The sequence below is a fragment of the Leptospira terpstrae serovar Hualin str. LT 11-33 = ATCC 700639 genome, from assembly GCF_000332495.1.
GTDB lineage: Bacteria > Spirochaetota > Leptospiria > Leptospirales > Leptospiraceae > Leptospira_A > Leptospira_A terpstrae.
Genome location: NZ_AOGW02000009.1, coordinates 18,118 through 43,034 on the forward strand (window position 1 = coordinate 18,118; position 24,917 = coordinate 43,034).

Sequence of the window (24,917 nt, forward strand, 5' to 3'; positions counted from 1 at the left end):
GTGGAAAAATTTCAGGAGAACATTTTTCTCCACTTAGAAATATCTTTAATTTTTTTTCTACTTAGTTGAAAAACTGGAACTGGTCTTCCTACTCCTTTTAGAGTCGCATGTTGTTTACGAAAAAAATAACCATGGTTTTTCACTAGGTCTTCGGAACCTGTGGCATTCCAAACTGTTTCACTGAGCCATACTTCGCCTGATTTTGCAAGTCCTTGGACACGCGCTGCAATGTTCACTGATTGTCCAAAATAATCCAGCCTTTCATCATTCACAACGGCCAATGCAGAACCTTCATTCAACCCAACTTTTAATCCAATTTGGTAACCTTCTTTTTTCCAATCCAGATTCATGGAATCAATGCGATCCATCATTTCTAAGGAAGCAAGTAAACCCTCAGTGGGAGTCGAAAAGGTAGCCATGATGGCGTCACCCATTGTTTTCACTATGGCTCCTTTGTATTTTCGCACAATCTCTGTTAGGATACGAAAGTGTTCTTGTACCAAACGATAAGCAAATATATCTCCTGCCGTGTCATACATTTCCGTAGAACCTTTTAAGTCGGTAAACATAATGGTTAGTGATTTTACATTCAGATTTAAATCAGGAGATAATTTTTGAATTCGAAATAAATCACGAAAGGATTGGTTATTAAGTAACATCTTTGCAGTCAAAAAAGCACTTCGAATGGTTGGATGATTGCCAACAATTCGTTCAATTTCTAATGGATTGGGAGTAAGGACATTAATTCCCACTCGAAACCGTGTTCGATTGTGTATAAAAAATTTATGTTTTCCGCTGGGAATTTTTAATTCTAAAGGCATCATCCCATTTTCCATAAAATCAATCGTATATACTTGGTTTGATGGAGGTAGTGTAGGATCTACAGAAAAAAGACTCATTGTATTACGATCGATACTAACAAATTGAATGAGATCGCCTTGTAAATCACCGGTTTTTGCAATGAGTTCGATTTCATAAGATTCATCCGGCAGGAGTTGGGAATATCCTCGAATGGTGGATTGGATCCAAGATTTAAGTTCCGGTGATTTATTGAAATTTTCAGAAAAAAAGAATCGAAAGTAATTTTCTACGTCTTTAAAAGGTTCCAAAGAATTAGTTTGCAAAGAAGGATGAATTTGAAAGGCAACTTCGACTTGGTCATCCAGTAAGGTTGGCACTACAATATTACAAGATACACAATGAAATTCGTTTCCTTGTATTTCATCTAATTTATGGTGGCTTCGAACAATTCCGCCGCACATGGGACAAATCAGATTATAAGCAAAATCGAATAATCCAACCTTTGTCGCATGGACAAAAAAATCTACAGAGTGATTTTCATCTAACAAATATTCCTCTGCAAATTTTAGTGGATTAACACGAAGTAGTTTCCAATCATCTGATTTTTTTATGAAACCTTCCGCAATTTGAATTACTTCTGGTTTTAAAATTGGAAATGATCGAAGGGTTTCAAATTTTTGTTTGAGTATGGAATCTTTCACTCCGTACCTTCCAATTTTGCCACATAAGGCAAGTTACGATACTGTCCTTTGTAATCTAAACCATAACCTACTAAAAATTCATCTTCGATAATGAAACCTGGATAATGAACAGGTATATGTGGATTTGCTTTGTTTTGTTTCCAAAATAGTGCAGCCACTCTTAAATCTTTGGGATTTTGTTTTCCCACTTCCTCTAAAAGGTATTCTAACGTTTTTCCTGTATCAACAATGTCTTCCACAAGGAGAACCGATTTGTTTTTCACAGATTTTTTAAGTTCTTTCGTGATTTTTAAATTTCCAGAAGTGGTTCCGTCTCCATAAGAAGAGGCAGCCATAAAGTCCACCTCGTGTGGGATGGCAATGCTACGACAAAGATCTGCAGTGAAGATAAACCCACCATTGAGGATCCCAATCACAACTAAGTCTTTGCTAAGGAAATCTCGAGAGATCTCCCTTGCCAGTTCTTCTACACGGTGGTGGATTCGTTCTTCTGAATATAAAGGTTTCATTCTTTTCCTATTTGCCCAGGGATCCAGAATACTGCCAGTTGGCAACTTCCCCAGCTAAGATTTTTCCACGAATCTTCCGAAAAACTCAAGCCGAGAAATGAGGCCGTGGGAAATTTCTGAAAGCGGGAAAACTCCGTTTCTCCAAAGAGGAGGGAACTTGCCAAATCTTCTAACCCAGGATTGTGGCCGACTAGGCAGACAGAACGAACACTTGGCGAGAGTCCCTGCAATAAAAAGAGGAGATCTTCTTTATCCGAGTCGTAAATTGATTCTCTTAATTCAGGTTTTGGGAACCGTAAGATCTCTTTACGAAGAGTGGCATAGGTTTTTAAAGTTCGTTCGGCAGGCGAAACATAACATTGGTCAAATTCAAAACGGCTTTCTTTTAGATAATCGCGTAGTGCTTTGGATTGTTCCTTCCCTCGACGAGAAAGAGACCGTTCCAAATCAGTGTCATAAGGTTCATCCCATTCTGATTTGGCATGGCGAAGTAGATAAATTTGTTTCATACTAATAGATTAGTCGAAACAAACGAATAGGAAATCACGAAACTGCTATTTTTGTATTTCTTTTTCGTACTTGGAAATGAGTTCGTTGTTGTTCTTACAAGAAAATTTAGTCCTCATTTGGTTGAGGTGGTATTCCACTGTTTTTCTTGATTTTTGAATTCGATCCGCCACTTCGTTTTGAGACAACCCTTGCACGAGTAAATTCAGAATTTCCATTTGGAAAGCAGAAAAAGGAAGTTGTACTTTACTCACTCCGTCCGAGACAAAAGACCCACCTTTCATCACAAGTTCGATGACTTCGGGAAGTTTGGAAATAGGATCTGATTTTAACATGTACCCATCGGCCTTAGCTTTGAGAGCATCTTCCACATACACTCGACTTCCATGTAAGGAAAAGATAATGACTTTTGTGGGTTGGTGTTTTTCTTTAATCTCACGCAATACATCGATGCCATTTCTATCCGGCAAGTCGATGTCCAAAACCAAAAGATCGATGGGACTAGATTCTAAAAAATGAAACAAATCGGCTGCAGTTCGAAATTCTCCGGCAAGAGAAAAGAAAGGATTGGATTTCAGGATAGATATGATTCCTTCAGTGACAACGGAATGGTCTTCTAAGATGGCAATTTTAACGGATTCCACAGCCTTATGATTCTCAGAGTATTCTTCTCATCCATCCAAAAATATTTTTCAGACTTACTTATTTTTTGTAGTTATCCCTTAATTTTGATCTTCATCCTACTCGGCACCACCTCCTGCCGGTTTGATGCCTACCCAACCTTACTCGCGAAAGATGGTGTTTTGGATGTCCAGAACGTTGATTTCTCAGGGGAAACCATAAACCTCACTGGGAAATGGGAATTCTATTGGAATGAGTTTTTGGATCCAAGGGGAGAGTCTCCTGAACACAAATCTTACCTAAAAGTGGGAGTTCCTTGGTTTTCTCAGGAAAATGAGGATGGGGAAGGATACCCTAGTTTTGGATTCGGGACTTACCGCCTAACGGTTCTTTTGCCAGAATCTACTTATGAGAAAGAATCATATGCTCTTTTGGTTCCTGTTTTGCATAGTGCCTATAGAATTTATGCGAATGGTGAGTTGGTTGCAGAAAATGGAACTTTAGCAAAAACCGCAGAAAAACACCGGCCTTCCTTTCATTCCAAAATCATTCCACTGAAATCAGATTCCAAAAAATTAGATTTAGTTGTACATATTTCTAATTTTTCACATAAATATGCCGGCATTCATGGGCTCATCCGGTTTGGGAAACTTCAAAATATCATCCATACATGGAATGTAAATTTTACGGTCTCTTGGATCATTATGATCTTTATGATATTTTTGGCAATATATCATGCGTTAGTTTATTTTATTAATCGCTCTGAACGAAATGCACTTCGAATGGCATTTGTTTATTTAGGAATTCTGATTTTATCCTCTACGTTAATAGAGACAAGAATTCTCTTTAACCTTTTTTCCGATGATTATTGTATCCCATTGTTTCGATTTTCCCGAGTGGGGTTTGTTTTGGTTTTATACTTTGGAGGTTATATTGTACTCAATATGGCCCAAATGCGTTTCTTTAAAAGAATTTTGTTTTTATTGAAACTATATGCTTTCAGTTTTCTTTTTGTATCTCTATTTACACCGGTTCCTTATTTATCTAAGATATTATTTTACTTCGAATTTATGTCTGTTATTTTTGTGGCTTTGGGACTTTTGTCTGTCTCACTTGCTTTATACTTTCAAAGAAAAGAAAGTAGATTGTATTTCTTTAGTTTGTTTATGGCAATCATCGGTGGGCTTATCGATTTATTTTTAGTCGCCAATCCAAATTTTGGTTATAGACCAATGGGTTTAATATCCTTGTATTTGTTTATTTTCCCTCAGACCTTAGGTGTTACTTTGGGACTGGTTCGTGTTTACAAAAGGTCCGAATCTTTATCTAAAGAATTGTACAAAAGAAAAGAAGCTCTAGAAAAAAAAGTCAAAGCTCGTACATTGGAATTAGAAAAAGCAAATCGCTGGAAGGCAAACTTTGTTTCTCTTATCTCACATGACTTACGATCTCCTCTTAATAGTGTGAATCAAATTTTAGATGTGATTGATTTTAGTTTTAGTGAAACCACCGAGGATGAAAAAAAGAAGTTTTTAGAAATTTGTAAAACTGGGGTCACGCAATCTCTTCGGATGTTAGAACAGTTACTCGATGTGAGTCGGTTTGATGCCTTTGGAACGAAACTCATTCAAACGAGATTTTCAGTGAATGATCTTCTCAATGAAATTATTGAATCAGTAGAACCTCTTGCAACACTCAAAGGAATTCGAATTGAAAAAGATACTCCTATACAAGCAGAAATCATTGCAGACCGTACTTTGATTGGAGAAGTGTTTAAAAATATCCTCACCAATTCTATCAAATATTCTTATCTCAATTCTGAAGTATGGGTCAGCGTTTCCTATAAGGGGAAATGGCTTTCTGTGGAAATTCGTGATCGCGGATTGGGAATGAGCGAAGAACAAATCCACAAACTAAGCGGCGAAGAAAATATAAAAAGTATGCCAGGAACGGCTGGAGAAAGAGGAACGGGGCTCGGATTACAATTATGTACAAATATTCTGGAAGCCCACTTCGGAAAACTAAGAATCAAATCTGTACTCGGAGTTGGTTCCTCTTTTGAAATTTCTTTATCTAAGAGTACAAAGTCAGTACTTCTTGTAGATGATTCTGGAAACTTCAGATCGGATTTAGCGGAAGTTATGCGAAGAAATCAATGGATTGTGATTGAAGCAGGAAATGGAGAAGAAGCATTATCTCATTTATCTCGGATTACACCAACTCTAATTATTACTGATTTACATATGCCAGGAATGAATGGAATTTCTTTAGTTCATGAATGGGAGGGTCGTCGACACCAAAACCAAAAAATCCCCATCATTCTGATTAGTTCGGACGCTCCTCTTTCTGGTGGTGATAAATTTTTGGAAGACGAAGGTCTGGAAACCATTGTATCTGCTTATTTTTCTAAAATGTATAAGGCAGAGGATCTCTGCCAACAAATAGAGTCAACTTTAGACTAACACTCGTTCCATGTGATTTTTTATGTGTAGGCTATGGGCCACATCGTATTCTTCCTTGGTGAGCTCTCCATAAGCAAAATGAGGTCTAAGTGAAGATTCTTTGGCTTTGGAAAAATCATCAATGGCTTGGATGAGTTTTTTGATTCCGACTTTGAGTTCGGTTTCATTGGAAATGTCTTCGGCACCAGGAATGGGTTCTTCCAATCCATGATTCATTTTATTTTTGAAAGCAAAAATAGAAAAGGCAACCTTCCCAACAGAACCTCGAAAGAAAGATGATTTCATTTCTGGATATCCTTTCAAAGAATACTCTATGCTTTGTGCACAATGAGCAAATACCTTTCCTGGACTCCAGTTGCCAGTAAGTTTAAATTCTTTGGAATCGGATTGTAATTGAACAAGTAGTGTCCTAAGGTCAGTAAGATCTTCGGCTTCTAACCAAGGGGATTCGATTTCTGTTTTTGTTTCTTCTTCTACTTTCCCTTCACTGCGAAGGGGTAAATTCAAAATTCCATAAGACAAAGCTGTTTTTTGTAAGAACTCTTTTCGTTTCATTAGAATTCTCCTTTTAATGTTTGGTTTCTGGTTTGGAACGAAGTTTCATATTTAAGAACTCAACAATCACAGAGAAACACATCGCAAAGTAAATGTAACCTTTCGGAATGTGTAATTCTAATCCTTCTCCAAGTAAGGCCACTCCAATCAAAATCAAAAAACTAAGAGCTAAAATTTTGATAGTAGGGTGTCTATCTACGAAATCGGAAATACTCCCACTTGATAGCAACATAAATCCAACTGACAAAACAACTGCAGTAACCATAACACCTAACTGGTCTGTCATTCCCACTGCAGTGATAACTGAATCTAAAGAAAAGACTATATCCAAAATCATGATTTGAATGATGGTTTTGGTAAAAGAAACTCTTTTTGAGGATTCTTCACCTAACTCAGATTCTCCTTCTAGTTTATGATGGATCTCTGTGGTTGACTTGGCGATGAGAAAGAGTCCCCCGATAATCAAAATAATATCACGGCCACTGATGGAATGGTCTATAATTGTAAAAATTGGTGCTGTGAGTTTCATGATTAATGAAAGAGAGAATAACAAAAGAATCCGCGTGACCATGGCTAACATCAGTCCGATTTGGCGAGCAGACTTTTGTTTTGTTTTTGGCAACCGAGAAGAAAGTATGGAAATAAAGATGATGTTGTCAATACCTAGGACAATTTCCAAAGCAGTCAATGTAAAGAGGGCAAGCCATACCGAGGGATCGGAGAGAATTTCTATCATATCGTATCCTAAAGTCGTAAAAAGAAAAAAGGAATCAATCCAAATCTTTGTTTCAAAAAGCCTGGGATTGGCGCCGGTAAAAATACCAACCTTCACATTCTTTGACTAAATGGACATCCTTCCATAGATCCAAATGTTCTTTCGTTTCTGTAATTCCCCATGGAAACGTTTCGAAAGGTTTTTGTCCGAGTCCCTTATCCCAAGTGCGATTGGATACCCAAGGGTAATAAATTCCTTCTTTTGTAAAGGGAACCAAGGTCCATTTTTTGTCTGAATAGGCATAACTGTATTTGACCGGCCAGTAAGTGGAAGATCCAGGAATGGCAGAGTCAAATTCGGAAAGGCATTCCATTCTATGGGCTCGTTTGGCCTGGCCCTCTTGAATGGCCTTTGCCAAGAGGGGATACCTTTCATTATAATAGAAGACAATCCCCAAAAAAAACACCAAGGTGGCAACCGATCGAAGTAAAGGAAACATCGCTACCATTCGGAAGATAAGAAACAAAATACAAAACGGTAAAAAGTATAAATAGCGAAAGTTAGGTTCTATCTGAAAAATAAATAAAGCTATTACGGAAAGAAAAGGCGAGATCAGTAACGCCAAATCCAAGAATCGGTTTTTTAATTCTAAACGAAGAAATAAAAATAAAATATAGAGCATACATAATACTAAATATATATAAAACCAGTCCGCAAGTAATGGATGTTTGGTGATAGATTCAATCACTCCAGCAATCCAAACGTTTGCATCTTTAGAAAACAAATCGAAAGCAGAATGGATTCGGTCCATCGTAGGAAGTTCTTTGGGGGTAAAAATTCCTATCCCTAAGTTTTTTAAACCCAATTGCCAAACCTTTCCCAAACCAAACCCTAGAAGGACAAGACCTATCGGTTCAATTGATTTTCGTTGTAAACGAACCACCGCATACACGAGAAGGAAAGGTGCTATGTTTACAAAGAACCAATATTCAGAAATCCAAAGAAAAGAAAAAACCAATAGAAAACGAACGATTTGGAATCGATTTTTGGAATCCCATCGGTGGATTTCATAGAGAATGTAAGCTGCAAATAATAAGGTGATCGCGTGAAAACTTGGGTAAAAAAACTGTCCGAGACTATTGGGCAAAACCCCTGCCATTGATAAAAAACCTAAGGAAAAGAGATAGGCTTTTTGGTTTTTGATCCCGAGAGCCTTTGCCAGATAAAATGGAATGGTAAAAAAGAAAAATCCAAAGGCAAAATGAAACGAACCTACAGAGGAAAATATAGGATAAACAAGGATCGCAAGGACTACTTCTGGAAATAGACTAGAACTCGGGGGGAGGTTCCAACCACGAATTCCAACCCCAGTCCAAAAATCCCTGGCAAACAAATAGGGATACAAAACATCACTATCAGTTCCCTCACCTAAATGATTTTCATAAATGGCATCGTAGAACAAATGAAAGGTGCCAAATAGAACGAGAAGGATCAGTATCGGTTTTAGGTTTCGAAATTTCATCACAAAATCAAAAATCTAAGTTTTGAGTACCAATACCCTAGTAACTAGGGCATTTTCTTTCAAAGGTTTTGAACCTCTCTGGAAATTCTAGCTCCACTAAGATCCGTTTGTCGGGAATAAAAGGATGAGGAAACTCCAATCGTTTAGCAAAAAGAAGTAGGCCGTATTGGGTGTAATCCTTTGCCGAACGAGAGTACAAACTGTCCCCCACAACGGGACATCCCAACTTTGCCATATGAACACGGATTTGGTGGGTACGACCGGTTTCCAAACCTAGTTTCATCAAACTAAATTTACGACCTGTTTGTGTTTGGACAATTTTTTCAGTTTTGTAATGAGTGATGGCCATTCTACCATCTTCTCTGACACACATCTTCACCCGTTCCACGGGATGGCGTCCAATGGGTAAGTTCACAGTGCCTTCCCCTTCCACTGGGGCTTGGAGTACCCAGGCATAGTAAGTTTTTTCTACCTGTCTCTCTTGGAACATTTTGGAAAGGGCCGCATGGGCTCTGTCAGTTTTGGCAATGATGAGAACCCCTTCGGTCGGTTTGTCCAATCGATGCACAATCCCTGGACGACGTTCACCGCCTGTGGCTGATAGGTTTTTGAATTGGTGGAGGAGTCCATTGACAAGTGATGGTTGGTCATCCCCTGGTCCACTATGGCAGGCAATCCCTGCTTTCTTATGGATAACCATAAATTCGTCTTCGTCATAGAGGACAGGAATGTCCATGGCGATGGGTTCCAGACGAGAAGGCGGTCTTGCGATCACATCCACGACGTACTCTTCACCAAGTGTCACCTTATACCCGTTTTTATGGGCCAATTGTTCTTTGGTTTTGTTGGTCACAAATCCCGAATCAATCCACTTTTGAACGGTAGAACGGCTGAGATCGTCTCCGGCATTGTCTTTTAGAAAGACATCCAGGCGACTTTGGTCATAATCTTCGGAAACGGTTAGAAATATTTGCATTTTCGGTTGTTATCTAATGAAAAGAACTAAACTATGGAAACATTAAGGTAGGTCAACTGATGAAAAAAGGATTTTTTTTAAGCCTCATCCTCCTCGCAGGTCTTTCGCTTTCATTAACGAATTGTTCGTCTTCTGAAGAAAAAGAAACTCCCAAAGACACAACTTCCACAACGGGAACAACATCCACTGTTTCTTCCAGAGATCTGAATGCAGCTCTTTTGGACGAAATCAATGTAGCACTCAAAGACTACCGTTATCCAGACGGCGTTCGTCGCAGAGGTTTTAGCTACAAACAAGCGGACATCCAAGCAGAAGATTTTAAAACTTGGGCAAAAGACAATGTATCTTACATCAAAGATGCTCTTGCAAAACTTCCTGAAGGTTATGCACTTGAAGTGACTGGTCACGCAGACGCTTCCGGTCCAGAAGAAGCAGAAGGTGCTAAAAAAGGAAACGGATACTATTCACAAATTCGTTCTGACGCAGTGAAAGATGCTCTTGTAAAACAAGGGATCCCTGCAGACAGAATCGTAACCAAAGCTTCTGGTTCTTCTAAACCAATTTCTGGTTTTGATGAAAAAGACGCGATCAACCGTCGAGTGACTTTCCAAGTCGTTTCTAAATAAGAAAGTTTGCTTTCTTAACTAGAGATTTTTCTCTAAATGAAAACCCACCCTTTGGTGGGTTTTTTTATACCCATTCCATTTTTTATAAATAGATGTGTTCTTTTTGGATCGATTTGGACACCTCGCATTGGTTATGCGAATCAAAATTTGATTCTATAACGACCGCGCTATCCGCTCCAATCTTTCCTAACGGAAAGGATTTCCGCTTCTATCGCTGGCGCGGGGTTTTTGCCTAACAATGACAGAATGAAAGGAAGTTAAGTTTTCAAATTTGAAACCAACAACAATTCTGTAAAAAACTTTTCTTTTTGAAGTGAGGATTGAATCGTTTGTCTATGCCCACCACTGTAGAAGAATACATCCAATCGTTACCAAAAGACCGAAAAGAACCATTTTCGAAACTACGAGAAACCGTCAAAAAAAATCTCCCCAAAGGTTTTGAAGAAACCATTCAGTACAACATGATTGGTTATGTTGTACCCAAAAAAACCTATCCTGCCGGTTACCATGTAACTCCTGAACTTGCACTTCCCTTCATCCATATCGCTTCCCAAAAGAATGGACTGGCACTCTATCATATGGGAATCTATTCTGATCTAAAACTTTTGAAATGGTTCCAAACAGAATATCCCAAACATTGCAAAACGAAATTGGATATGGGCAAAAGTTGTATTCGGTTTAAAAAACTAGAAGAGATTCCTTGGGCCTTGATTGGTGATTTATCAAAAAAAATGAGTCCTAAGGATTGGATTGCACTTTATGAAAAAAATTTACAAGAATCGAAATTAAATAAAAAGAATTCTTCCAAAAAGTGAATTTAAGAATAGAAGAAAAAAAACACAATCAAAGATAATAATTCAATTATGGTATATCTTCTCTTAAAATATTTAGTCACGGCAGCTCTTGTTGTCATCATTTCGGAAATCGCAAGAAGGAATGATCGGATGGGTAGTCTTATTGCTTCTCTTCCGTTAGTCACCATTCTTACTTTGTTTTGGTTAAAATTTGAAAATGCAGGTGAAGAAAAAATTTCAAACCATGCCTATTATACATTTTGGTTTGTGATTCCTACACTTCCCATGTTTTTGATTTTCCCAAAGTTAAATGCCACCTGCGGGTTCTGGGTTGCAATGTTATGTAGTATCGCTTTTACAACTGTATTGTTTTATTTGTATCAGCTAGTTTTGATTCGATTGTTCTAGAGTAAAATCACTCTTTAGGAATTTAATCATTAAAAATTAAATTTATTTTTCCCCTGTTGCTAAAAAAAGAGAAGCATCTTCTTTCATAAAAATATTTTTTCCATGGTGGAACGTTTTAATTTCTATATCTTTGAATCCAACTTCGGTAAATAAAGTCCTAATTTCTTCATTTGTAAATCCATTGTGGACTTTGGGGTGGTTTACTTTTTCATTTTTATCGAAGTCAACAACCATTAGTTTCCCATTGGGATTTAGAATATCATAAAAAAAATTCAAAATTCTTTTTGTATCAGGAATGTGCAGTAGAACCAGTGAGACGAGGATTAAATCTGCTTTTTTGGTTTTTGTATTTTGGAGAAAGTTGGAATGGATCACTTCCGCATTGGATACATTCATTTTTTTGATTTTTTCTCGAACAATGTCTAACATTGGTTCAGAAGAATCGATAAAGACAATCCTACCAACTAACGAAACTAAGCTAAAACCAACAAGGCCCGTGCCACAACCGTAATCAAATAGTGTTTTTGATTGGCTTTCCTTACATTCAGTTTGGATTGTGTTCGAAATGATATGAGCTAATTCTTTTCGTTCCGTTGTATCATACACATTTGCCATTTGGTCAAAAACATTTGGTTCCATATTGGTTTTATGTTAGACTGCGATGGAAAACTTCAAAGGATAATTTTTGGATTCGAATATTTATAGTCACAAAGTTTCTATTGTGTCAATGCCTTTAGTTGCAAAGGAAACTGAATCATAGAGTTCAAATCCCAGAATTAATTTTCAATCATTCGTTTCATGCGGAAAGGAAGTTCCTTGGTATTTTAACTGTTGCGGCGTTTCATTCTTTTCTATTTTAATATAGCTATATAAATTCTTATCTATTGCTGCGACTTTATAGTATGTTGTGTTTCCAATCCAGTCAACATCAACAAGAATGGGATCTGTAATTTCTTGTGTGATCAGTTCAAATTGACAATCAGATATCCAGTTGATTTTATTTTTTACATAATATTTATTAATCACTCTATGGAAGTTAGCAGATTCATCTGTGATTTCAATATGTATAATCAGAATATTTTCTCCAATCGCAATGGATTGAGTGTAATATCCGTTCTTTAACTTACAATTTAAATTAGTTTTTGGCTTTTGAAAGTTGATACTGTATATTGAATTCAGAGAGATAAGGATTAAGAAAATTGATAATGCTTTTATTTTTTTAATCAGATCCATTGTTTTTACCGTTCTTTTTGGAATTGTCATATTTCTTCGATATTTTTGTAAATTATACCAACACTAGTGAACCGTCATACTCAATCTATTTTAGTCACATCCAAAGCCAGGTTTATAGAGGCTTTGGCAGGATATGGTCACTGGTAGTTTGTCTGCATCCCTTAAAGGTATCTTAAAAACTTACCATCGCCCCTACGTAAATTCCTCGCAAACTATCAAAGTTTTCTGATTTTTTGGGAAGGTTGATCTCCCAGGCTCCTGTGACGGTGGGATTTGCGGATCCCAAATTTTCTGTGCTGCGACTCAATTGAATTTCGTTATAATGGTAGTAGGAAAATTTTGAGACAATCAGATTGTAACCCACAAAGAATTTCATGTTGGGATGAAAAGAGTAGGAGAGTGAACCATCCAATTCGTATCCTCGAAAGATTCCTTCCGTTCCGGCGGTAGATAAGGAATACTGAAACCGATCTTCCATAAGATTCGGTTGTTTGAAAAAACGAGTGCCTTGTGTGTAGAACAAATCCATCGTTAGGTGGAATGCTAAGTCAAAGGGAAGTTGGTAAATACTTTGGAGAGAAACTTGCGGGCCGTAAGTGAAAAAATATTCTTTGAAAGTTCCCTGCCCTAAATAATTTCCATACTGGTAACGATTTATGTTTCGTATCCCTCCTCCTAGATAGAGTTTCCAGTCCAGACCGGGTGTGAAAGTTTTGTAAACATTGAATTCAAACTCGGAACGAGCCATTGGTGATAGATAAAACCGAGAGATATTTGCCCCGAGCGCTGTTTGTTGGTAGAGAAGAGTGTTGGCATTGACAATTTCAATTTCAAAGTAGGAAAGTTCCAATTTAAAACCCTTGGTTAGGTTTTCATAATTGAAGACAAAAGGAATAAGAACTTTTCCATTTTCTTTCAATGCGGAACTGGAACGAGTGGGGACTATTGCTTCATTCTTATCGGTTAGGGCTGTGTATTCGTATGGCAGATACTGGTAGGTTTGTCTCTTTAAGAGTAAACTGGTTCTTGAGTGATTCCTTTTTTCTTTAGGCTCGTTTTCGATTGTTACCGTCTCCTCGGCAAATAACATGGAAGTGAAAAACACTAGTAAAATATAAATGAGGTTCTGTTTCATTTTCTTTTGTTATAGACTGATTTTATAAAAAGAGAAACAAATTTTCCCGCTTGGAATTGGACTCTGTGCCTAGCGTTTCCCAAAGTCTCTGTAAAAATTCATTTACTAGAAAGAGATTCTTCCCAACATAGAAGGATAGTTTAGAGGTTTCCATGCCAGAATTCTTTTATTCCGATCCTTTCCCTCTCGGGGAAGATACAACTCCTTACAAATTGTTAACTAAGGACTTTGTAAGCACCGTCCCATTCGGTGATAAAGAAATATTAAAAATTGAACCAGAAGGTTTGACCTTCCTTGCAGAAAAAGCCATGGAAGACATTGCCTTCTACCTCCGTCCAGGCCATCTCGAAAAAGTTCGTAAAATTCTAGATGATCCAGAAGCCACTAAAAATGATCGGTTTGTGGCGATGGCTCTTCTCAAAAATGCAGTGATTGCCGCAGACAAACAACTGCCTTCTTGCCAAGATACGGGAACAGGAATTGTCATGGCTAAAAAGGGAGAATATGTCATCACCGGTGGGGATGACGCCGAAGCCCTCTCCAAAGGAATTTATAATACATATGTACAGCGTAACTTGCGTTATTCGCAAGTAGTTCCTCTTTCTATGTATGAAGAAACAAACTCAGGCTCCAACTTACCTGCGCAAGTGGATATTTATTCGACTCCAGGACAAAAGTATAGTTTTCTATTTATGGCAAAAGGCGGTGGGTCTGCGAACAAAACCTATCTCTACCAAGAGACAAAGGCTCTTCTCAACCCGGCCTCACTCGAAAAATTCATTTCAGAAAAAGTGGCAAGTCTTGGGACTTCTGCTTGCCCACCTTACCACATAGCGGTAGTAATTGGGGGAACTTCTGCCGAGGCCAATCTAAAGACCGTAAAACTAGCATCAGCTGGTTATCTTGACCACTTGCCTACCAAAGGAACCAAAGAAGGTACTGCCTTCCGTGATATCGAACTAGAAGAGAAGATGTTACTGGCAGCACAAAAATCGGGAATAGGAGCACAGTTTGGTGGAAAGTACTTAGCTCACGATTTTCGAATCATTCGTTTGCCAAGGCATGGTGCCTCTTGCCCAGTCGGACTTGGTGTTAGTTGCAGTGCGGATCGCAATATCAAAGCCAAAATTACAAAAGACGGAATTTATCTTGAACAACTCGAATATGATCCGGCTCGTTTTTTACCTACCGTTGCGGAATCAGATGCGGGAAGTGAAACCGTCCATATCAACTTAAACCAACCCATGAAAGAAATTTTGGGAATCCTAAACAAATACCCTGTCAAAACACGTGTTATGTTGTCTGGACGATTGGTCGTAGCTCGTGATATTGCTCATGCCAAACTCAAAGAAAAATTAGATAAGGGTGAACCACTTCCTGATTATTTCAAAAACCATCCGGTTTATTATGCAGGCCCTGCCAAAACTCCAGAAGGGATGCCTTCCGGTTCCTTTGGACCCACAACAGCAGGTCGAATGGATAGTTATGTTCCTCTTTTCCAAGAAAAAGGTTACTCTATGATCTCTCTTGCGAAAGGGAATCGTTCCAAAGTGGTCACCGATAGTTGCAAAAAAAATGGGGGATTCTATCTCGGATCTATTGGTGGTCCTGCCGCCTTACTTGCGAAAGAAAATATCAAAAAAGTAGAAGTCCTCGACTTTCCAGAGTTAGGTATGGAAGCTGTTTGGTCCATTGAGGTAGAAAACTTTCCTGCCTTTATAGTAGTCGATGACAAAGGAAATGATTTTTTCCAGATGTTGAATTGAATGTGTAAAACAATTCATCAAAAAGTAAAATTCAAAGCATCACCAAAGACAATCTATCAGTTTATCGCTGATTCGAAGAATGTCACATCCCTCACAGGGGAAACTGCGATCATTAGCAAACGGATTGGTGGAACCTTTTCCACCATGTCCGGTAAGGTATCGGGAATCATTGTGGACCTTGAACCTTCGAAACGAATTGTACAAGCGTGGAGAAGGTCTGATTTTCCAGAAGGTATTTTTTCTATGGCTACTTTTACATTCAAAGAAACCACGGAAGGTGGGACTGAGTTAAAATTAACACACCGTGGCGTACCTAAAGAACTAATTCCTGATATAGAAGAAGGTTGGCGCCGAAACTATTGGGAAATGATTCGAAATGCTGTCAGAACTTTGCCAAATAACCCCAAACAAACGAAATCATAAATTTCGCACTGTTTTTATTTTAGAATCTAGTTACATTTCAAATCATTTCTTCTGGTTTCACCCACTCATCAAACTGTTCAGCGGTTAAGAGTCTTAACTTAATTCCTGCTTCTTTTAAAGTAGATTTTTCTTTGTGTGCGAGTTTAGCAATCTTTGCTGCGTTGTCATAGCCAATGTATGGGTTCAGAGCTGTCACAAGCATGAGGGAACGGTTTAAATTTTGATTAATCGTATCCTGGTTTGCATCGATTCCCCGTGCACAATGTTCTTCAAAGGAAACTGTAACGTCAGCTAACAACCGTATGGAATTCAGCACATTGAAAATGATCAGTGGTTTAAAAACATTCAATTCAAAATTTCCCGAAGATCCACCAACATTTACGGCCACATCATTGCCAATCACTTGAGCTGCCACCATGGTCATGGCTTCTGACTGAGTGGGATTGACTTTTCCAGGCATAATGGAGGAACCTGGTTCGTTTTCTGGAATGGTAATTTCTCCAATTCCAGAGCGGGGACCAGAGGCCAACCAACGGATATCATTTGCGATCTTCATGAGAGAGCAGGCAATGGTTTTCAAAACTCCACTGACTTCTACAAGTGAATCATGTGCAGCCAATGCCTCAAATTTATTCTCCGCAGTGACAAAAGGGAGCCCGGTTTCTTTAGCAATCTTTGCCGCAGCTTTCACTGCAAAATCGGGATGGGTATTCAGTCCCGTTCCCACAGCGGTTCCTCCAAGTGCCAATCGATACACGGAAGGTAACACCCGTTCGATTCTCTCAATCGAATATTTTAGCTGTTGGACATACCCAGAAAATTCCTGACCGAGTGTGAGTGGAGTGGCGTCTTGTAAATGAGTACGTCCTATTTTAATAATTTTTGCAAACTCTTTGGATTTATTGTTTAGAGAATCGTGAAGTGTTTGTAAGGCGGGAATGAGTTTGTGAACTAATTGTTCGGCACAGGCAATGTGCATGGCCGTGGGAAATGTATCATTGGAACTTTGGGCCTTGTTCACATCGTCATTCGGATGGATGGGTATTTTCGATCCCAATACACCTCCAGCCAATTCGATGGCTCTGTTGGATATGACCTCATTTACATTCATATTGGTTTGAGTCCCAGATCCCGTTTGCCATACAGCAAGTGGAAAGTGGTCATCCAAAGATCCGGCAATGACTTCTTCTGCCGCTTTGACAATCAGTTGGGTTTTCTCTAAGGATAGGATTTCTAATTCTTGATTGGTAAGCGCGGCCGATTTTTTTAAAATTCCAAGTGCGCGAATCATTTCTCTGGGAAACTTGTCAGTACCAATGTGGAAATGATGGAGAGAACGTTCCGTTTGTGCACCCCAGTAACGAGATACCTCCACTTCGATTTCCCCCATAGAGTCGGTTTCAATTCTTGTTTTCACAATCCCCCCTAGAATCTTCTTCTTAATGTAGACTTTGAAAGGCTGATAGAAAAGAAAAAGAAAAAGTGGAGAAAAGAAATTGTCCTGTCCCCTACCGAAGTGGAAGAGGACAGGATAGTTTTTTTACTAGAACGGTTGATAGAAGGCGAGGTAGGCCGCAAAAAGACCCAAAAGAGGAAACACAAACCATAGGATTTTTGCAAATTTCTCTTTTTTGGAGGCCATTGCCAAAAGTCCACCAAACGCAAGCCAGATGACAATTTTCAGAATGACCCAAACAGGCAGGGCCGAGTGAGAGATTCCGCGAAACTTCATGAGTCCAAATCCTGCCACTAAGAGAAGGATGAGAGCTACACCGTGAGTGATGGCTGCTACAGTTTTGAATTTGTTTTCCGATTTTTTTCCACCATTGATGGTGTAGAGGGTAACTCCTCCCAGGGACAAAAATAACAAATACATTCCGAAAATATGGATGAGTTTATAAGCTTCGTATGACACAAAAGACTCCTTGATTCTGCTCTATTCTTTCAGATAGAACGATTCCTTGCGAGATTTTTCTCTTTTCAGGGGAGGAAAAACAATTAGGATTTGGAGAATGGAATCGAAGAAATTGCAAGACCTCGGAACTAATTCCACCGCAAACGAAACAACAAAAACTTTACTGGCATTAAGAGGAATTCCTGGATCGGGAAAAACAAGTTTAGCAAAAGCTATTTCTGTTACTAATGGGGCACCTATCTTTTCCATTGATTCCTATTTTGAAAATGAAGCCGGTGAATATCATTTTGATTATCAAAAAAATCATTTAGCTTACAAAGACTGCGAGGCCAAAACAAAACAAGCTCTCGAACTTGGTATCCCGTTTGTTATCGTGGACAATACATTTACTCTGGATTGGGAGTTGGAACCTTACGTGAGTTTAGCGAAAGAATTTGGATATAAGATCTTTATCGTGACAGTGGAAAACCGACATGGTGGAAACAATGTGCATCAGATTCCCGAAGAACAAATCGAGAAGATGAAAGCGAAGTATCAGGTGTTTTTGTAGGGGTTAACAAAGTTAGTTCGATATATCTGATTTTTAGATGGAGTTTGTTGTGAGAATAAAAGCAGAACTTTTTTGTTGAAATGCCGACATACTTCTGTTATTTGATTTACATGGATATGTTAGGTGTCAGTATCGAGATTGTTATTTTTAAATGACTATGAGATTTTTTTACTTAATCCTTACAATAATGAGTATTCACTGCGCCGGGATCGTTATGCTACCCAACCGGATTGAAACGAAAAAAAAATTAAAACAAGAGAAATGTGGGGATTTTAAATACGTTTTTTCAGATAATTCTGATTTTAGAATTGGTAGAGAGTCTAGATTTGACATTTATAATGATGGAATTTTTGAAGCCATTGATGAATGCACCGATGATAAAAGTAAAAAAACGGTTATTGTTACGATAACATTCGAAGATAAATCAAACCAAAACTCTCAGATGGCACGTGTATTTACATCATTACCATTTGTGACTGGAACATTTCTTGTTTTGCCATTGGCTGTTGATACTGAATTAGACATTAAATTTGATAATTTATATAAGTTTCGGTCCCTCGTTGTACATCGTAAAATTTTTAAAGTCGGAAGTCCTTTTTATAGTTTATTTCGATGGAATTTTCAGGCAAATTCCGAAAACGCAAAATCAATCTACTATGAACATATGAAAAATGCAATTTTGAAGTTTGAAAATAGAGAAAAGATTTATGAAGATTAGTTTTATTTTAAGTTTATTCTCTTTCTTCTTTTTTAATTGCGAATTGATGACGATTCGTTCTGACCATACTTATAAAGTAAGCCAACTCAAAAAAAGCATTTGTTGGGGTGGAAGATTTAACGTGCAGTATGTTGAGTCTAAGAACGGAGGAGCAGGTGTTGGTGTAGAGAAAGGGGTAAATGACGCCATTACCCAATGTGAAAATCATTTGGAAGATCGAATTGATATTACTATCGAACGAACTGAAGACGATGAAAGTTTAAATTATGGATCATTTGTTTTCAGCCTTTTTCTTGTACCTCTTGCCGAATCCACGGGTTATCAAATTAAAGTTGTCAAAAAGAAATTTATCTCTTATGGAACCATTGTTCTCAGTAAGAATATTTCACCCTGGTATATTTTTCTAATTCCTAATTATTTTTTTGGTACAAGCCATGAAGATTTAGTTTTTGAAGAAGTATTCAATCATATCCTGGAAGTAGAAGAACAGGAAAGACTGTATGCGATAGAAAAAAACAAACCAACGATCCCTCTAGAAAAAAAGTTTCGAAATGTTTTCCGGGAATGTTCATATGATCTAAATGAATGTGGAAGGAATGAATCAATTCAACTTAGGTTAAAGGCTGCCATTCCAATAGAGAAGAAAAAAAATAACCATAACTCAGATCTATTGGAATTAAGAGAAAAATATAATACCAAAGAAAAGAATTTTGCTCACGGCTGTTTTTGTAGGAGGAATCCCGATCCAACACTTTTTAGGAATTGTCCTGTTGAGTCAGATTTTGATTCCATTTGCGAAGTAAAATATAACTGTAATCAGTTGAAACCTGGGGATCATTCCTGCAGTGCCAACTTTGGGAACCAATTAGCGAAATTGCATAAAAAACTGAATGAAAACAAATCAAGCGACTATTACTTAAAAGAAAAAGTAAAAGAACAGTTAGCCATCATGCAGTTAAAGCTTATCTTGAATTAAAATTTTGATCTTACGATTTTTTTATTTCTAAATGGATCTTTCTATTTATCGAATAACTTAATTCCCGGCAGACTCCGGAAATCATAGTCTAATTCAAAAACCAAAAAGGCAAAAAAAATCCGTCACTTAAACGAATGTTAAGCAACGGATTTATGACAAACTAGATTATCTCCAGTTGTTAGTTTTAGGTTTTGCGATGTTTACTTTCATCTCACGGTTAAGGATGTTTTTTCCGTTAAGATCTTTGATCGCGTTATCAGCTTCTTTTCCATCTTTCATTTCGATGAATCCGAAACCTTTAGAACGGCCAGAATACTGGTCAGTGATGATTTTTGCAGAAGTTACTGCTCCGTGTGCTCCGAAAAGCTCACTGAGTTTACCTTCAGTCATATCGTAAGAGAGGTTGCCAACGTAAATGTTTACTGACATAGTTTTTGTCCTGTTTGTTAAAGTTGACTCGGGAATTCTAGATTTACAATCGTCGGGACCCTTAACGGGATTTTGGGTAAGAACTCCAGAAAAATGCAGGGAAAAACTTGGGAAAGCTACCAGCGTGCAAGCTTGAAAGGACTACTTCGGCGGTGAAAATCAACAATACTCTGAATCTTCTGTCAGTCTAATTACCCTTTCTAAAAAAAGCAATCGGAAAGAAGACTCAGAGGGAAAATTACGAAAAAAGAAATTCTTAGTGGTGGTGGTGTCCGCCTGGACCGTGCACGTGACCGTGTTGTAATTCTTCTTCAGTGGCTTCGCGAATGGACTTAATTGTTACAGCAAAGTGGAGGGTTTCTCCAGCTAACGGATGATTGCCGTTCAATATGACTTCTGCATCCCTAACTTCTTGAAGGTATAGAACCATTCTACCTTCGGGAGTGTCTGTTTGGAATTCCATTCCTACTTCTAACTCGGCTTCTGGCGGAAGTTCCGATTTGGGAACCTGAAAAATAAGTTCTTCGTTATATGTCCCATAACCATCTTCAGGTGGTACAGTTACATTTTTAGAATCGCCGTTCACTAATCCTTCTAGTTCTTTTTCCAGACCGGGAATGATATTTTGCCAGCCGTGGAGGTATAATAACGGTTCGTCTGATTGGTCCAGAGTTTCTCCCTGGGCGTTCTTTAGGTGATAGGAAAATCCTACAACCATTCCTTTGCTGATGGTTTTTGACATATTCATTACACTTTACCAATGGAAAAAAATACTGCAACCGAATAAAAGGTTGGTACCAAATTGTAATCGAAGAAATTGAACCTTGGAAATATCACATCTATGAATTGGTCACTACTCATTCAAGTTTTAGGTGGACTCGGGATTTTCATCTACGGGATGAAATTACTAAGTGAGTCCTTACAACGTGTAGCGGGAGATCGGCTTCGTTCCTTTCTTTCTTCTATGACGCGAAATAGAGTGTCCGCTGTTTTTAGCGGACTTTTTATTACATCTACAATACAATCTAGTTCGGCCACCACCGTTCTTGTGGTTGGATTTGTAAATGCTGGTTTAATTTCACTCGCCCAGGCCATCGGTGTCATCATGGGGGCCAATATTGGTACCACCATCACTGCATGGATTGTATCTTTTTTAGGATTTAAGTTTAACATTGCATCGTTTGCTTTGCCAGCGGTTGCAGCAGGTGTGATCTTAAATTTTTCAAGAAAAGAAAGCAGATCCGGTTGGGGAAGTTTCCTAATCGGATTTGGATTTTTGTTTTTAGGATTGGATTATTTAAAAACATCCGTTCCTGACAGTGCAAAGGATCCAGATAGTTTTCTTTTCTTACAACAATACACAAATATGGGATTTAATACCATATTGTTGTTCGTTTTGATTGGAGCCTTGTTAACGATTGTGATCCAATCTTCTTCTGCTTCCACAACGATTACCATCACACTCGCATTCTCCGGTTATATACCAATTGATGCCGCTTATGGTATGATTCTTGGGGAAAACATTGGAACTACTATCACTGCAAATCTTGCTGCCATTCCGGGGAACCGAAATGCCAAAAAGGCAGCTCTTGCTCACACACTATTCAATGTGTTTGGTGTGATATGGGCTCTTCTTTTCTTTAAGTTTTTCACAGGAATTGTAGATGATTTGATTCCTGGAGATCCACTGACAGATAAAGAATCTACAAGATTTCATATCTCTCTTTTCCATACGATGTTTAACATCACAAACACTCTCATCCTCATTTGGTTTGTGAATACAATCACCAAAGTTGTGAGTGCCATTGTAGATGGACTTGCTTCCAAAACTGGAAAAGATAAAGATTCCATTCGACTTTTACAAGCAGGTGCAGTGAAAACTACCGAACTTGCTATGGTAGAATTGATTGAGTTCACCAAAAAAATCATTCGAGATACGTATGACTTCCTTCGTTTGACAGAACAAATTTTGTTACAGCCGTACGATGCTTCTCGTGTCCTACAGGTATTAAAAAAAGAAGAAGAGTTAGACCAAGTTCGATCCGAAGTTCTTACCTACCTAAATCAAGTTCAAGAGACCGGTATTACTGGAAACTATGCGAAAGATGTTTTGGGAATTATGGAAAGAGTGAAGGCTGTGGAAGAGATGGGTGATAACTTTGCATCAATTGCAAGAAAGATGAGAAAATCACACCGCCAAAAAGTATCATTGGATAAATCCTTTGCTAATTCCGTAAAAGAACAAATGGATTTACTCAAACACCACTACGACATACTACTTGTGAACTTGGAACAAAGTGAAACTTTTGATATCCTTGGTAACCCGCAAATTCGTAACCAAAGCCGTGAGTATCGATTTCAAATGATTCGTTCTGTTAAAAAGAACGATTCAAAAGTGAAGAAGAAAAAGTATCAGAAAAAAGACAATTTGATGCCTGCTTTACTTTACCGAGATATTTCTCGTAACTTGGACAATATTTCCAGACTATTGAATGCGGCAATTTATGCGGACGTTTAGTTCGCATTTTTTGTTACGTAATTTCAAATAGAATCAATGTTATGTCATCGTCTGCGGGACCTTCTTTGTTCCGTAGACGAATGTGTTCATCGATCCCACCATATAAAGATTCTACTGACTCTGCTTTTCTAGTGAGTAACCAGTTCAGAAGTTCTTCTTCGCCTGAATCACCATTTTCCCACAGGTCCCAAATTCCATCAGTAAATAGCAAAATCTTATCACCAGGAGATAGTTTATGAACTTCTTCATGATATAACACTTCTTTTGAGTAACCAATGAGTTTGCCTTTTGGGCGGATCACTTCGATGGATTTTGAATGTTCATTGAACTTGTATAAGGCGGGATGACCTGCATTTGCGACCTTTAGTTGTTTTAATTCCAAATCGATAAAAATAGCACTGGCAGTTAAAAATTGATTTTTGTAATTTCCTGCAAGGGAAACGTTGATACTTTCCAGAACTTTCCCTGGTTTGTTTGCAAAAGCCAAGGTTTGCATATAGGCTATCTTTAACATAGCAGCTTCAATGGCTGCGGGTACACCGTGTCCAGTCACGTCAGCGATGAGACCACAAATCTGGTGTTTGCCATATACAGTTAAATCGTAAAAATCACCACCTACTAACGAAGCAGGAAAGTATCCAGTTTTGATGATGAGACCAGGAAATTTGGGAAGGATTTGTGGGAGAGTCGATTCTTGGAGCTTTTGTGCTAGTTTTAATTCTTTTCCATAAGCAATTAACTTTTGTTTGTTGATTTCTGCTTTCATCTGGATTTTATCTTTTTCTTTACGAACAACAGAAATTCTATCTCCCAATCCAAATGCCATTAGCAAAACTTCGATCGCCATTCCAATTTGAAAGGCGTTTTCTGTGAAAGCGTTGACTGGAAAAAAACCCATATATTTGAGTACGGTGGCAAGCCCTCCCACGATCACCATCAAGTATCCAGAAAAATAGAATCTTGCTGGTGGAAATTTTATTACGAAAGCAATGTAATAAGAGACAAATAATGCAAAGAAAGCGAGTAAAAAGGAAAAAATATCTCCGGCTTGGTTCATGAGCCGGTACGGTAAAAAAGGAAGAAGGCAAATGCTAATGATAGGGATGATCGTCAGTCCCAAAAACCATTTATAAATACGGGGAGCATTTTCCTTTAAGTTCATAAAGGTGATACTCATGGGGAAACAAGTGATTAAAAATAAAAAATAAAGGAAGTTATGTGCGTTGTATACAAGTTCAGGTGAGTTGGGAAAAAATAAAACGGGCAACAAACCCTGGAGAGAAAACTGGAATAAAATTGCTGAAATGAATAAATACAAAACATAAAATATATATGCTTTGTCTCGAACCATAAAATATACAAATAGATTGTATATTGTCATAACACCGACGATACCAAAATAGATACCTTGGAGTAGGGTATCCAAAGATGCAAAGGCGTCAAAATTCTTTTCTTCTGCCACCATTAAGGGAACCGATACGGAACTATCTGTTTTTACACCTACAAAATAGGTTACCGTTTCGCTCGGCAATAAATCTGAAGCAAAACTAAATCCCCGGTAGTCTCGGTCTCTATTTTCAAAAGGAAAACGTCTACCTTGTTGGTTTTCTTTAATTTCACCTGACTCACGTAATGCGAAAAATTTAACATCATCGAGCAAAGGGTATTTGATATAAGTTATGATTCGTTTATATTGGTTCTCATCGTTATGAATGACAAAACAAAACCAATATTGTTTTTCTGTGTTTCCAAAATTGGGAATCACTCCCTCTGATTTTTGTAACGTATTTGTTTGGAATTGGTGTGAAACTGAAGCAACTGAATGGATTGCAGGGTTTGCCGTGAAATACGCTAAGTGGTGGGAAAGGTCATAGGTGCTTCCATAAGTACTGGAAAGCGGAAGGATTGGCGTGTTTGGGCAAGGTTCAGAGTTTGGAAATATATTGGTATGAAGGAGACATAACAGGATGAAGGTGAATGTCTGTTTCATACAGGAAGGTCACAACTATAAGACGAAGACCTTCCCTTGTAAATCTGTTTGTAGAGGAAAAAAAGGA

Annotated in this window: 26 protein-coding genes; 10 read left to right on the forward strand and 16 right to left on the reverse strand. The window is 38.1% G+C overall.

The features are described from left to right. Positions 1 to 11 precede the first annotated feature (11 nt). Genes LEP1GSC203_RS06795 through LEP1GSC203_RS06810 form a run of 4 tightly spaced genes read right to left on the reverse strand, consistent with a single transcriptional unit; the run spans position 12 to position 3,162 of the window. Positions 12 to 1,502, reverse strand: a complete 1,491-nt coding sequence (locus tag LEP1GSC203_RS06795; RefSeq protein ID WP_002973217.1) for an adenylate/guanylate cyclase domain-containing protein — start codon at positions 1,500 to 1,502, stop codon at positions 12 to 14. Next, positions 1,499 to 2,011: a hypoxanthine phosphoribosyltransferase gene (gene hpt, locus LEP1GSC203_RS06800; protein ID WP_002973293.1), complete on the reverse strand. Its 513-nt coding sequence runs from the start codon at positions 2,009 to 2,011 to the stop codon at positions 1,499 to 1,501. The genes LEP1GSC203_RS06795 and hpt overlap by 4 nt, the downstream gene beginning before the upstream one ends. After that, complete coding sequence (locus LEP1GSC203_RS06805) at positions 2,008 to 2,520, reverse strand: SixA phosphatase family protein (RefSeq protein WP_002973413.1); 513 nt, start codon at positions 2,518 to 2,520, stop codon at positions 2,008 to 2,010. Before LEP1GSC203_RS06805 ends, hpt begins: the two co-directional genes overlap by 4 nt. A 45-nt stretch (positions 2,521 to 2,565) precedes the next feature. After that, positions 2,566 to 3,162 carry a response regulator transcription factor gene (locus tag LEP1GSC203_RS06810; RefSeq protein WP_002973494.1) on the reverse strand — a complete coding sequence of 199 codons (597 nt, stop codon included), beginning with the start codon at positions 3,160 to 3,162 and terminating at the stop codon, positions 2,566 to 2,568. Between the two features lie 6 nt (positions 3,163 to 3,168). Between LEP1GSC203_RS06810 and LEP1GSC203_RS06815 the strand changes: the two genes are divergently transcribed. Continuing rightward, complete coding sequence (locus tag LEP1GSC203_RS06815; protein ID WP_002973539.1) at positions 3,169 to 5,601, forward strand: hybrid sensor histidine kinase/response regulator; 2,433 nt, start codon at positions 3,169 to 3,171, stop codon at positions 5,599 to 5,601. Here LEP1GSC203_RS06815 and LEP1GSC203_RS06820 read toward each other — a convergent pair. From LEP1GSC203_RS06820 to LEP1GSC203_RS06835, 4 genes are read right to left on the reverse strand one after another with little or no spacing between them, the layout of a single operon-like run. After that, positions 5,593 to 6,156: a DUF1569 domain-containing protein gene (locus LEP1GSC203_RS06820; protein ID WP_002973252.1), complete on the reverse strand. Its 564-nt coding sequence runs from the start codon at positions 6,154 to 6,156 to the stop codon at positions 5,593 to 5,595. The genes LEP1GSC203_RS06815 and LEP1GSC203_RS06820 overlap by 9 nt on opposite strands. A gap of 13 nt (positions 6,157 to 6,169) precedes the next feature. Beyond that, positions 6,170 to 6,889 carry a TerC family protein gene (locus LEP1GSC203_RS06825; protein WP_198008569.1) on the reverse strand — a complete coding sequence of 240 codons (720 nt, stop codon included), beginning with the start codon at positions 6,887 to 6,889 and terminating at the stop codon, positions 6,170 to 6,172. Positions 6,890 to 6,944: 55 nt separating this feature from the next. Continuing rightward, complete coding sequence (locus tag LEP1GSC203_RS06830; RefSeq protein WP_002973295.1) at positions 6,945 to 8,393, reverse strand: hypothetical protein; 1,449 nt, start codon at positions 8,391 to 8,393, stop codon at positions 6,945 to 6,947. Positions 8,394 to 8,430: 37 nt separating this feature from the next. Then, positions 8,431 to 9,369, reverse strand: coding sequence for an RluA family pseudouridine synthase (locus LEP1GSC203_RS06835; RefSeq protein ID WP_002973267.1), 939 nt, complete (start codon positions 9,367 to 9,369; stop codon positions 8,431 to 8,433). Between the two features lie 56 nt (positions 9,370 to 9,425). On the opposite strand from LEP1GSC203_RS06835, the gene loa22 reads away from it, so the two are divergent. From loa22 to LEP1GSC203_RS06850, 3 genes are all read left to right on the forward strand, one after another. After that, positions 9,426 to 9,995, forward strand: coding sequence for an OmpA family outer membrane lipoprotein Loa22 (loa22, locus tag LEP1GSC203_RS06840; RefSeq protein WP_196795748.1), 570 nt, complete (start codon positions 9,426 to 9,428; stop codon positions 9,993 to 9,995). A 320-nt stretch (positions 9,996 to 10,315) separates the two neighbouring features. Continuing rightward, a complete protein-coding gene (locus LEP1GSC203_RS06845; protein ID WP_232225821.1) occupies positions 10,316 to 10,810 on the forward strand; it encodes a DUF1801 domain-containing protein in 495 nt (164 codons plus the stop codon). 48 nt (positions 10,811 to 10,858) lie between these two features. Continuing rightward, on the forward strand, positions 10,859 to 11,197 hold the full coding sequence (locus LEP1GSC203_RS06850) for a DUF3147 family protein (protein ID WP_002973285.1): 339 nt from the start codon (positions 10,859 to 10,861) through the stop codon (positions 11,195 to 11,197). 42 nt (positions 11,198 to 11,239) lie between these two features. Here LEP1GSC203_RS06850 and LEP1GSC203_RS06855 read toward each other — a convergent pair whose 3' ends face one another. From LEP1GSC203_RS06855 to LEP1GSC203_RS06865, 3 genes are all read right to left on the reverse strand, one after another. After that, positions 11,240 to 11,836 carry a class I SAM-dependent DNA methyltransferase gene (locus LEP1GSC203_RS06855; RefSeq protein ID WP_002973400.1) on the reverse strand — a complete coding sequence of 199 codons (597 nt, stop codon included), beginning with the start codon at positions 11,834 to 11,836 and terminating at the stop codon, positions 11,240 to 11,242. Positions 11,837 to 11,980: 144 nt separating this feature from the next. Then, positions 11,981 to 12,460, reverse strand: a complete 480-nt coding sequence (locus tag LEP1GSC203_RS06860) for a hypothetical protein (RefSeq protein WP_002973450.1) — start codon at positions 12,458 to 12,460, stop codon at positions 11,981 to 11,983. A gap of 142 nt (positions 12,461 to 12,602) precedes the next feature. Continuing rightward, positions 12,603 to 13,565 carry an LA_2444/LA_4059 family outer membrane protein gene (locus LEP1GSC203_RS06865; protein ID WP_002973498.1) on the reverse strand — a complete coding sequence of 321 codons (963 nt, stop codon included), beginning with the start codon at positions 13,563 to 13,565 and terminating at the stop codon, positions 12,603 to 12,605. Positions 13,566 to 13,717: 152 nt separating this feature from the next. On the opposite strand from LEP1GSC203_RS06865, the gene LEP1GSC203_RS06870 reads away from it, so the two are divergent. Further along, positions 13,718 to 15,331: a fumarate hydratase gene (locus LEP1GSC203_RS06870; RefSeq protein WP_002973437.1), complete on the forward strand. Its 1,614-nt coding sequence runs from the start codon at positions 13,718 to 13,720 to the stop codon at positions 15,329 to 15,331. Next, a complete protein-coding gene (locus LEP1GSC203_RS06875) occupies positions 15,332 to 15,754 on the forward strand; it encodes an SRPBCC domain-containing protein (RefSeq protein WP_002973484.1) in 423 nt (140 codons plus the stop codon). It abuts the gene before it with no gap. A gap of 37 nt (positions 15,755 to 15,791) precedes the next feature. Here LEP1GSC203_RS06875 and fumC read toward each other — a convergent pair whose 3' ends face one another. Both fumC and LEP1GSC203_RS06885 read right to left on the reverse strand, forming a co-directional pair. Continuing rightward, the gene (fumC, locus tag LEP1GSC203_RS06880; protein ID WP_002973328.1) at positions 15,792 to 17,171 is read right to left on the reverse strand and encodes a class II fumarate hydratase; all 1,380 of its coding nucleotides are present in this window, start codon (positions 17,169 to 17,171) and stop codon (positions 15,792 to 15,794) included. A 126-nt stretch (positions 17,172 to 17,297) separates the two neighbouring features. Further along, positions 17,298 to 17,630, reverse strand: coding sequence for a hypothetical protein (locus tag LEP1GSC203_RS06885; protein WP_051064148.1), 333 nt, complete (start codon positions 17,628 to 17,630; stop codon positions 17,298 to 17,300). Positions 17,631 to 17,766: 136 nt separating this feature from the next. Here LEP1GSC203_RS06885 and LEP1GSC203_RS06890 point away from each other — a divergent pair, with 136 nt between their 5' ends. The 3 genes from LEP1GSC203_RS06890 (at position 17,767) to LEP1GSC203_RS06900 (ending at position 19,913) form a co-directional block, all read left to right on the forward strand. Then, positions 17,767 to 18,219, forward strand: coding sequence for an AAA family ATPase (locus tag LEP1GSC203_RS06890; RefSeq protein ID WP_198008567.1), 453 nt, complete (start codon positions 17,767 to 17,769; stop codon positions 18,217 to 18,219). A 214-nt stretch (positions 18,220 to 18,433) separates the two neighbouring features. Then, on the forward strand, positions 18,434 to 18,937 hold the full coding sequence (locus tag LEP1GSC203_RS06895; protein WP_002973279.1) for a hypothetical protein: 504 nt from the start codon (positions 18,434 to 18,436) through the stop codon (positions 18,935 to 18,937). Then, on the forward strand, positions 18,927 to 19,913 hold the full coding sequence (locus tag LEP1GSC203_RS06900) for a hypothetical protein (protein ID WP_002973346.1): 987 nt from the start codon (positions 18,927 to 18,929) through the stop codon (positions 19,911 to 19,913). Before LEP1GSC203_RS06895 ends, LEP1GSC203_RS06900 begins: the two co-directional genes overlap by 11 nt. 165 nt (positions 19,914 to 20,078) lie before the next feature. Here the strand turns inward: LEP1GSC203_RS06900 and LEP1GSC203_RS06905 are convergent, their stop codons facing one another. Both LEP1GSC203_RS06905 and LEP1GSC203_RS06910 read right to left on the reverse strand, forming a co-directional pair. Then, positions 20,079 to 20,342 (reverse strand): RNA recognition motif domain-containing protein, encoded by a 264-nt coding sequence (locus LEP1GSC203_RS06905; protein WP_012390051.1) that lies wholly within the window; start codon positions 20,340 to 20,342, stop codon positions 20,079 to 20,081. A gap of 256 nt (positions 20,343 to 20,598) precedes the next feature. Then, entirely contained in the window at positions 20,599 to 21,090 is a 492-nt protein-coding gene (locus tag LEP1GSC203_RS06910; protein ID WP_002973280.1) for an FKBP-type peptidyl-prolyl cis-trans isomerase, read from the reverse strand. A 93-nt stretch (positions 21,091 to 21,183) separates the two neighbouring features. On the opposite strand from LEP1GSC203_RS06910, the gene LEP1GSC203_RS06915 reads away from it, so the two are divergent. After that, on the forward strand, positions 21,184 to 22,860 hold the full coding sequence (locus LEP1GSC203_RS06915) for a Na/Pi cotransporter family protein (RefSeq protein ID WP_002973537.1): 1,677 nt from the start codon (positions 21,184 to 21,186) through the stop codon (positions 22,858 to 22,860). Positions 22,861 to 22,873: 13 nt separating this feature from the next. On the opposite strand, the gene LEP1GSC203_RS06920 is transcribed toward LEP1GSC203_RS06915, so the two are convergent. Next, on the reverse strand, positions 22,874 to 24,850 hold the full coding sequence (locus tag LEP1GSC203_RS06920; protein WP_002973393.1) for a 7TM diverse intracellular signaling domain-containing protein: 1,977 nt from the start codon (positions 24,848 to 24,850) through the stop codon (positions 22,874 to 22,876). Positions 24,851 to 24,917: the final 67 nt, after the last annotated feature.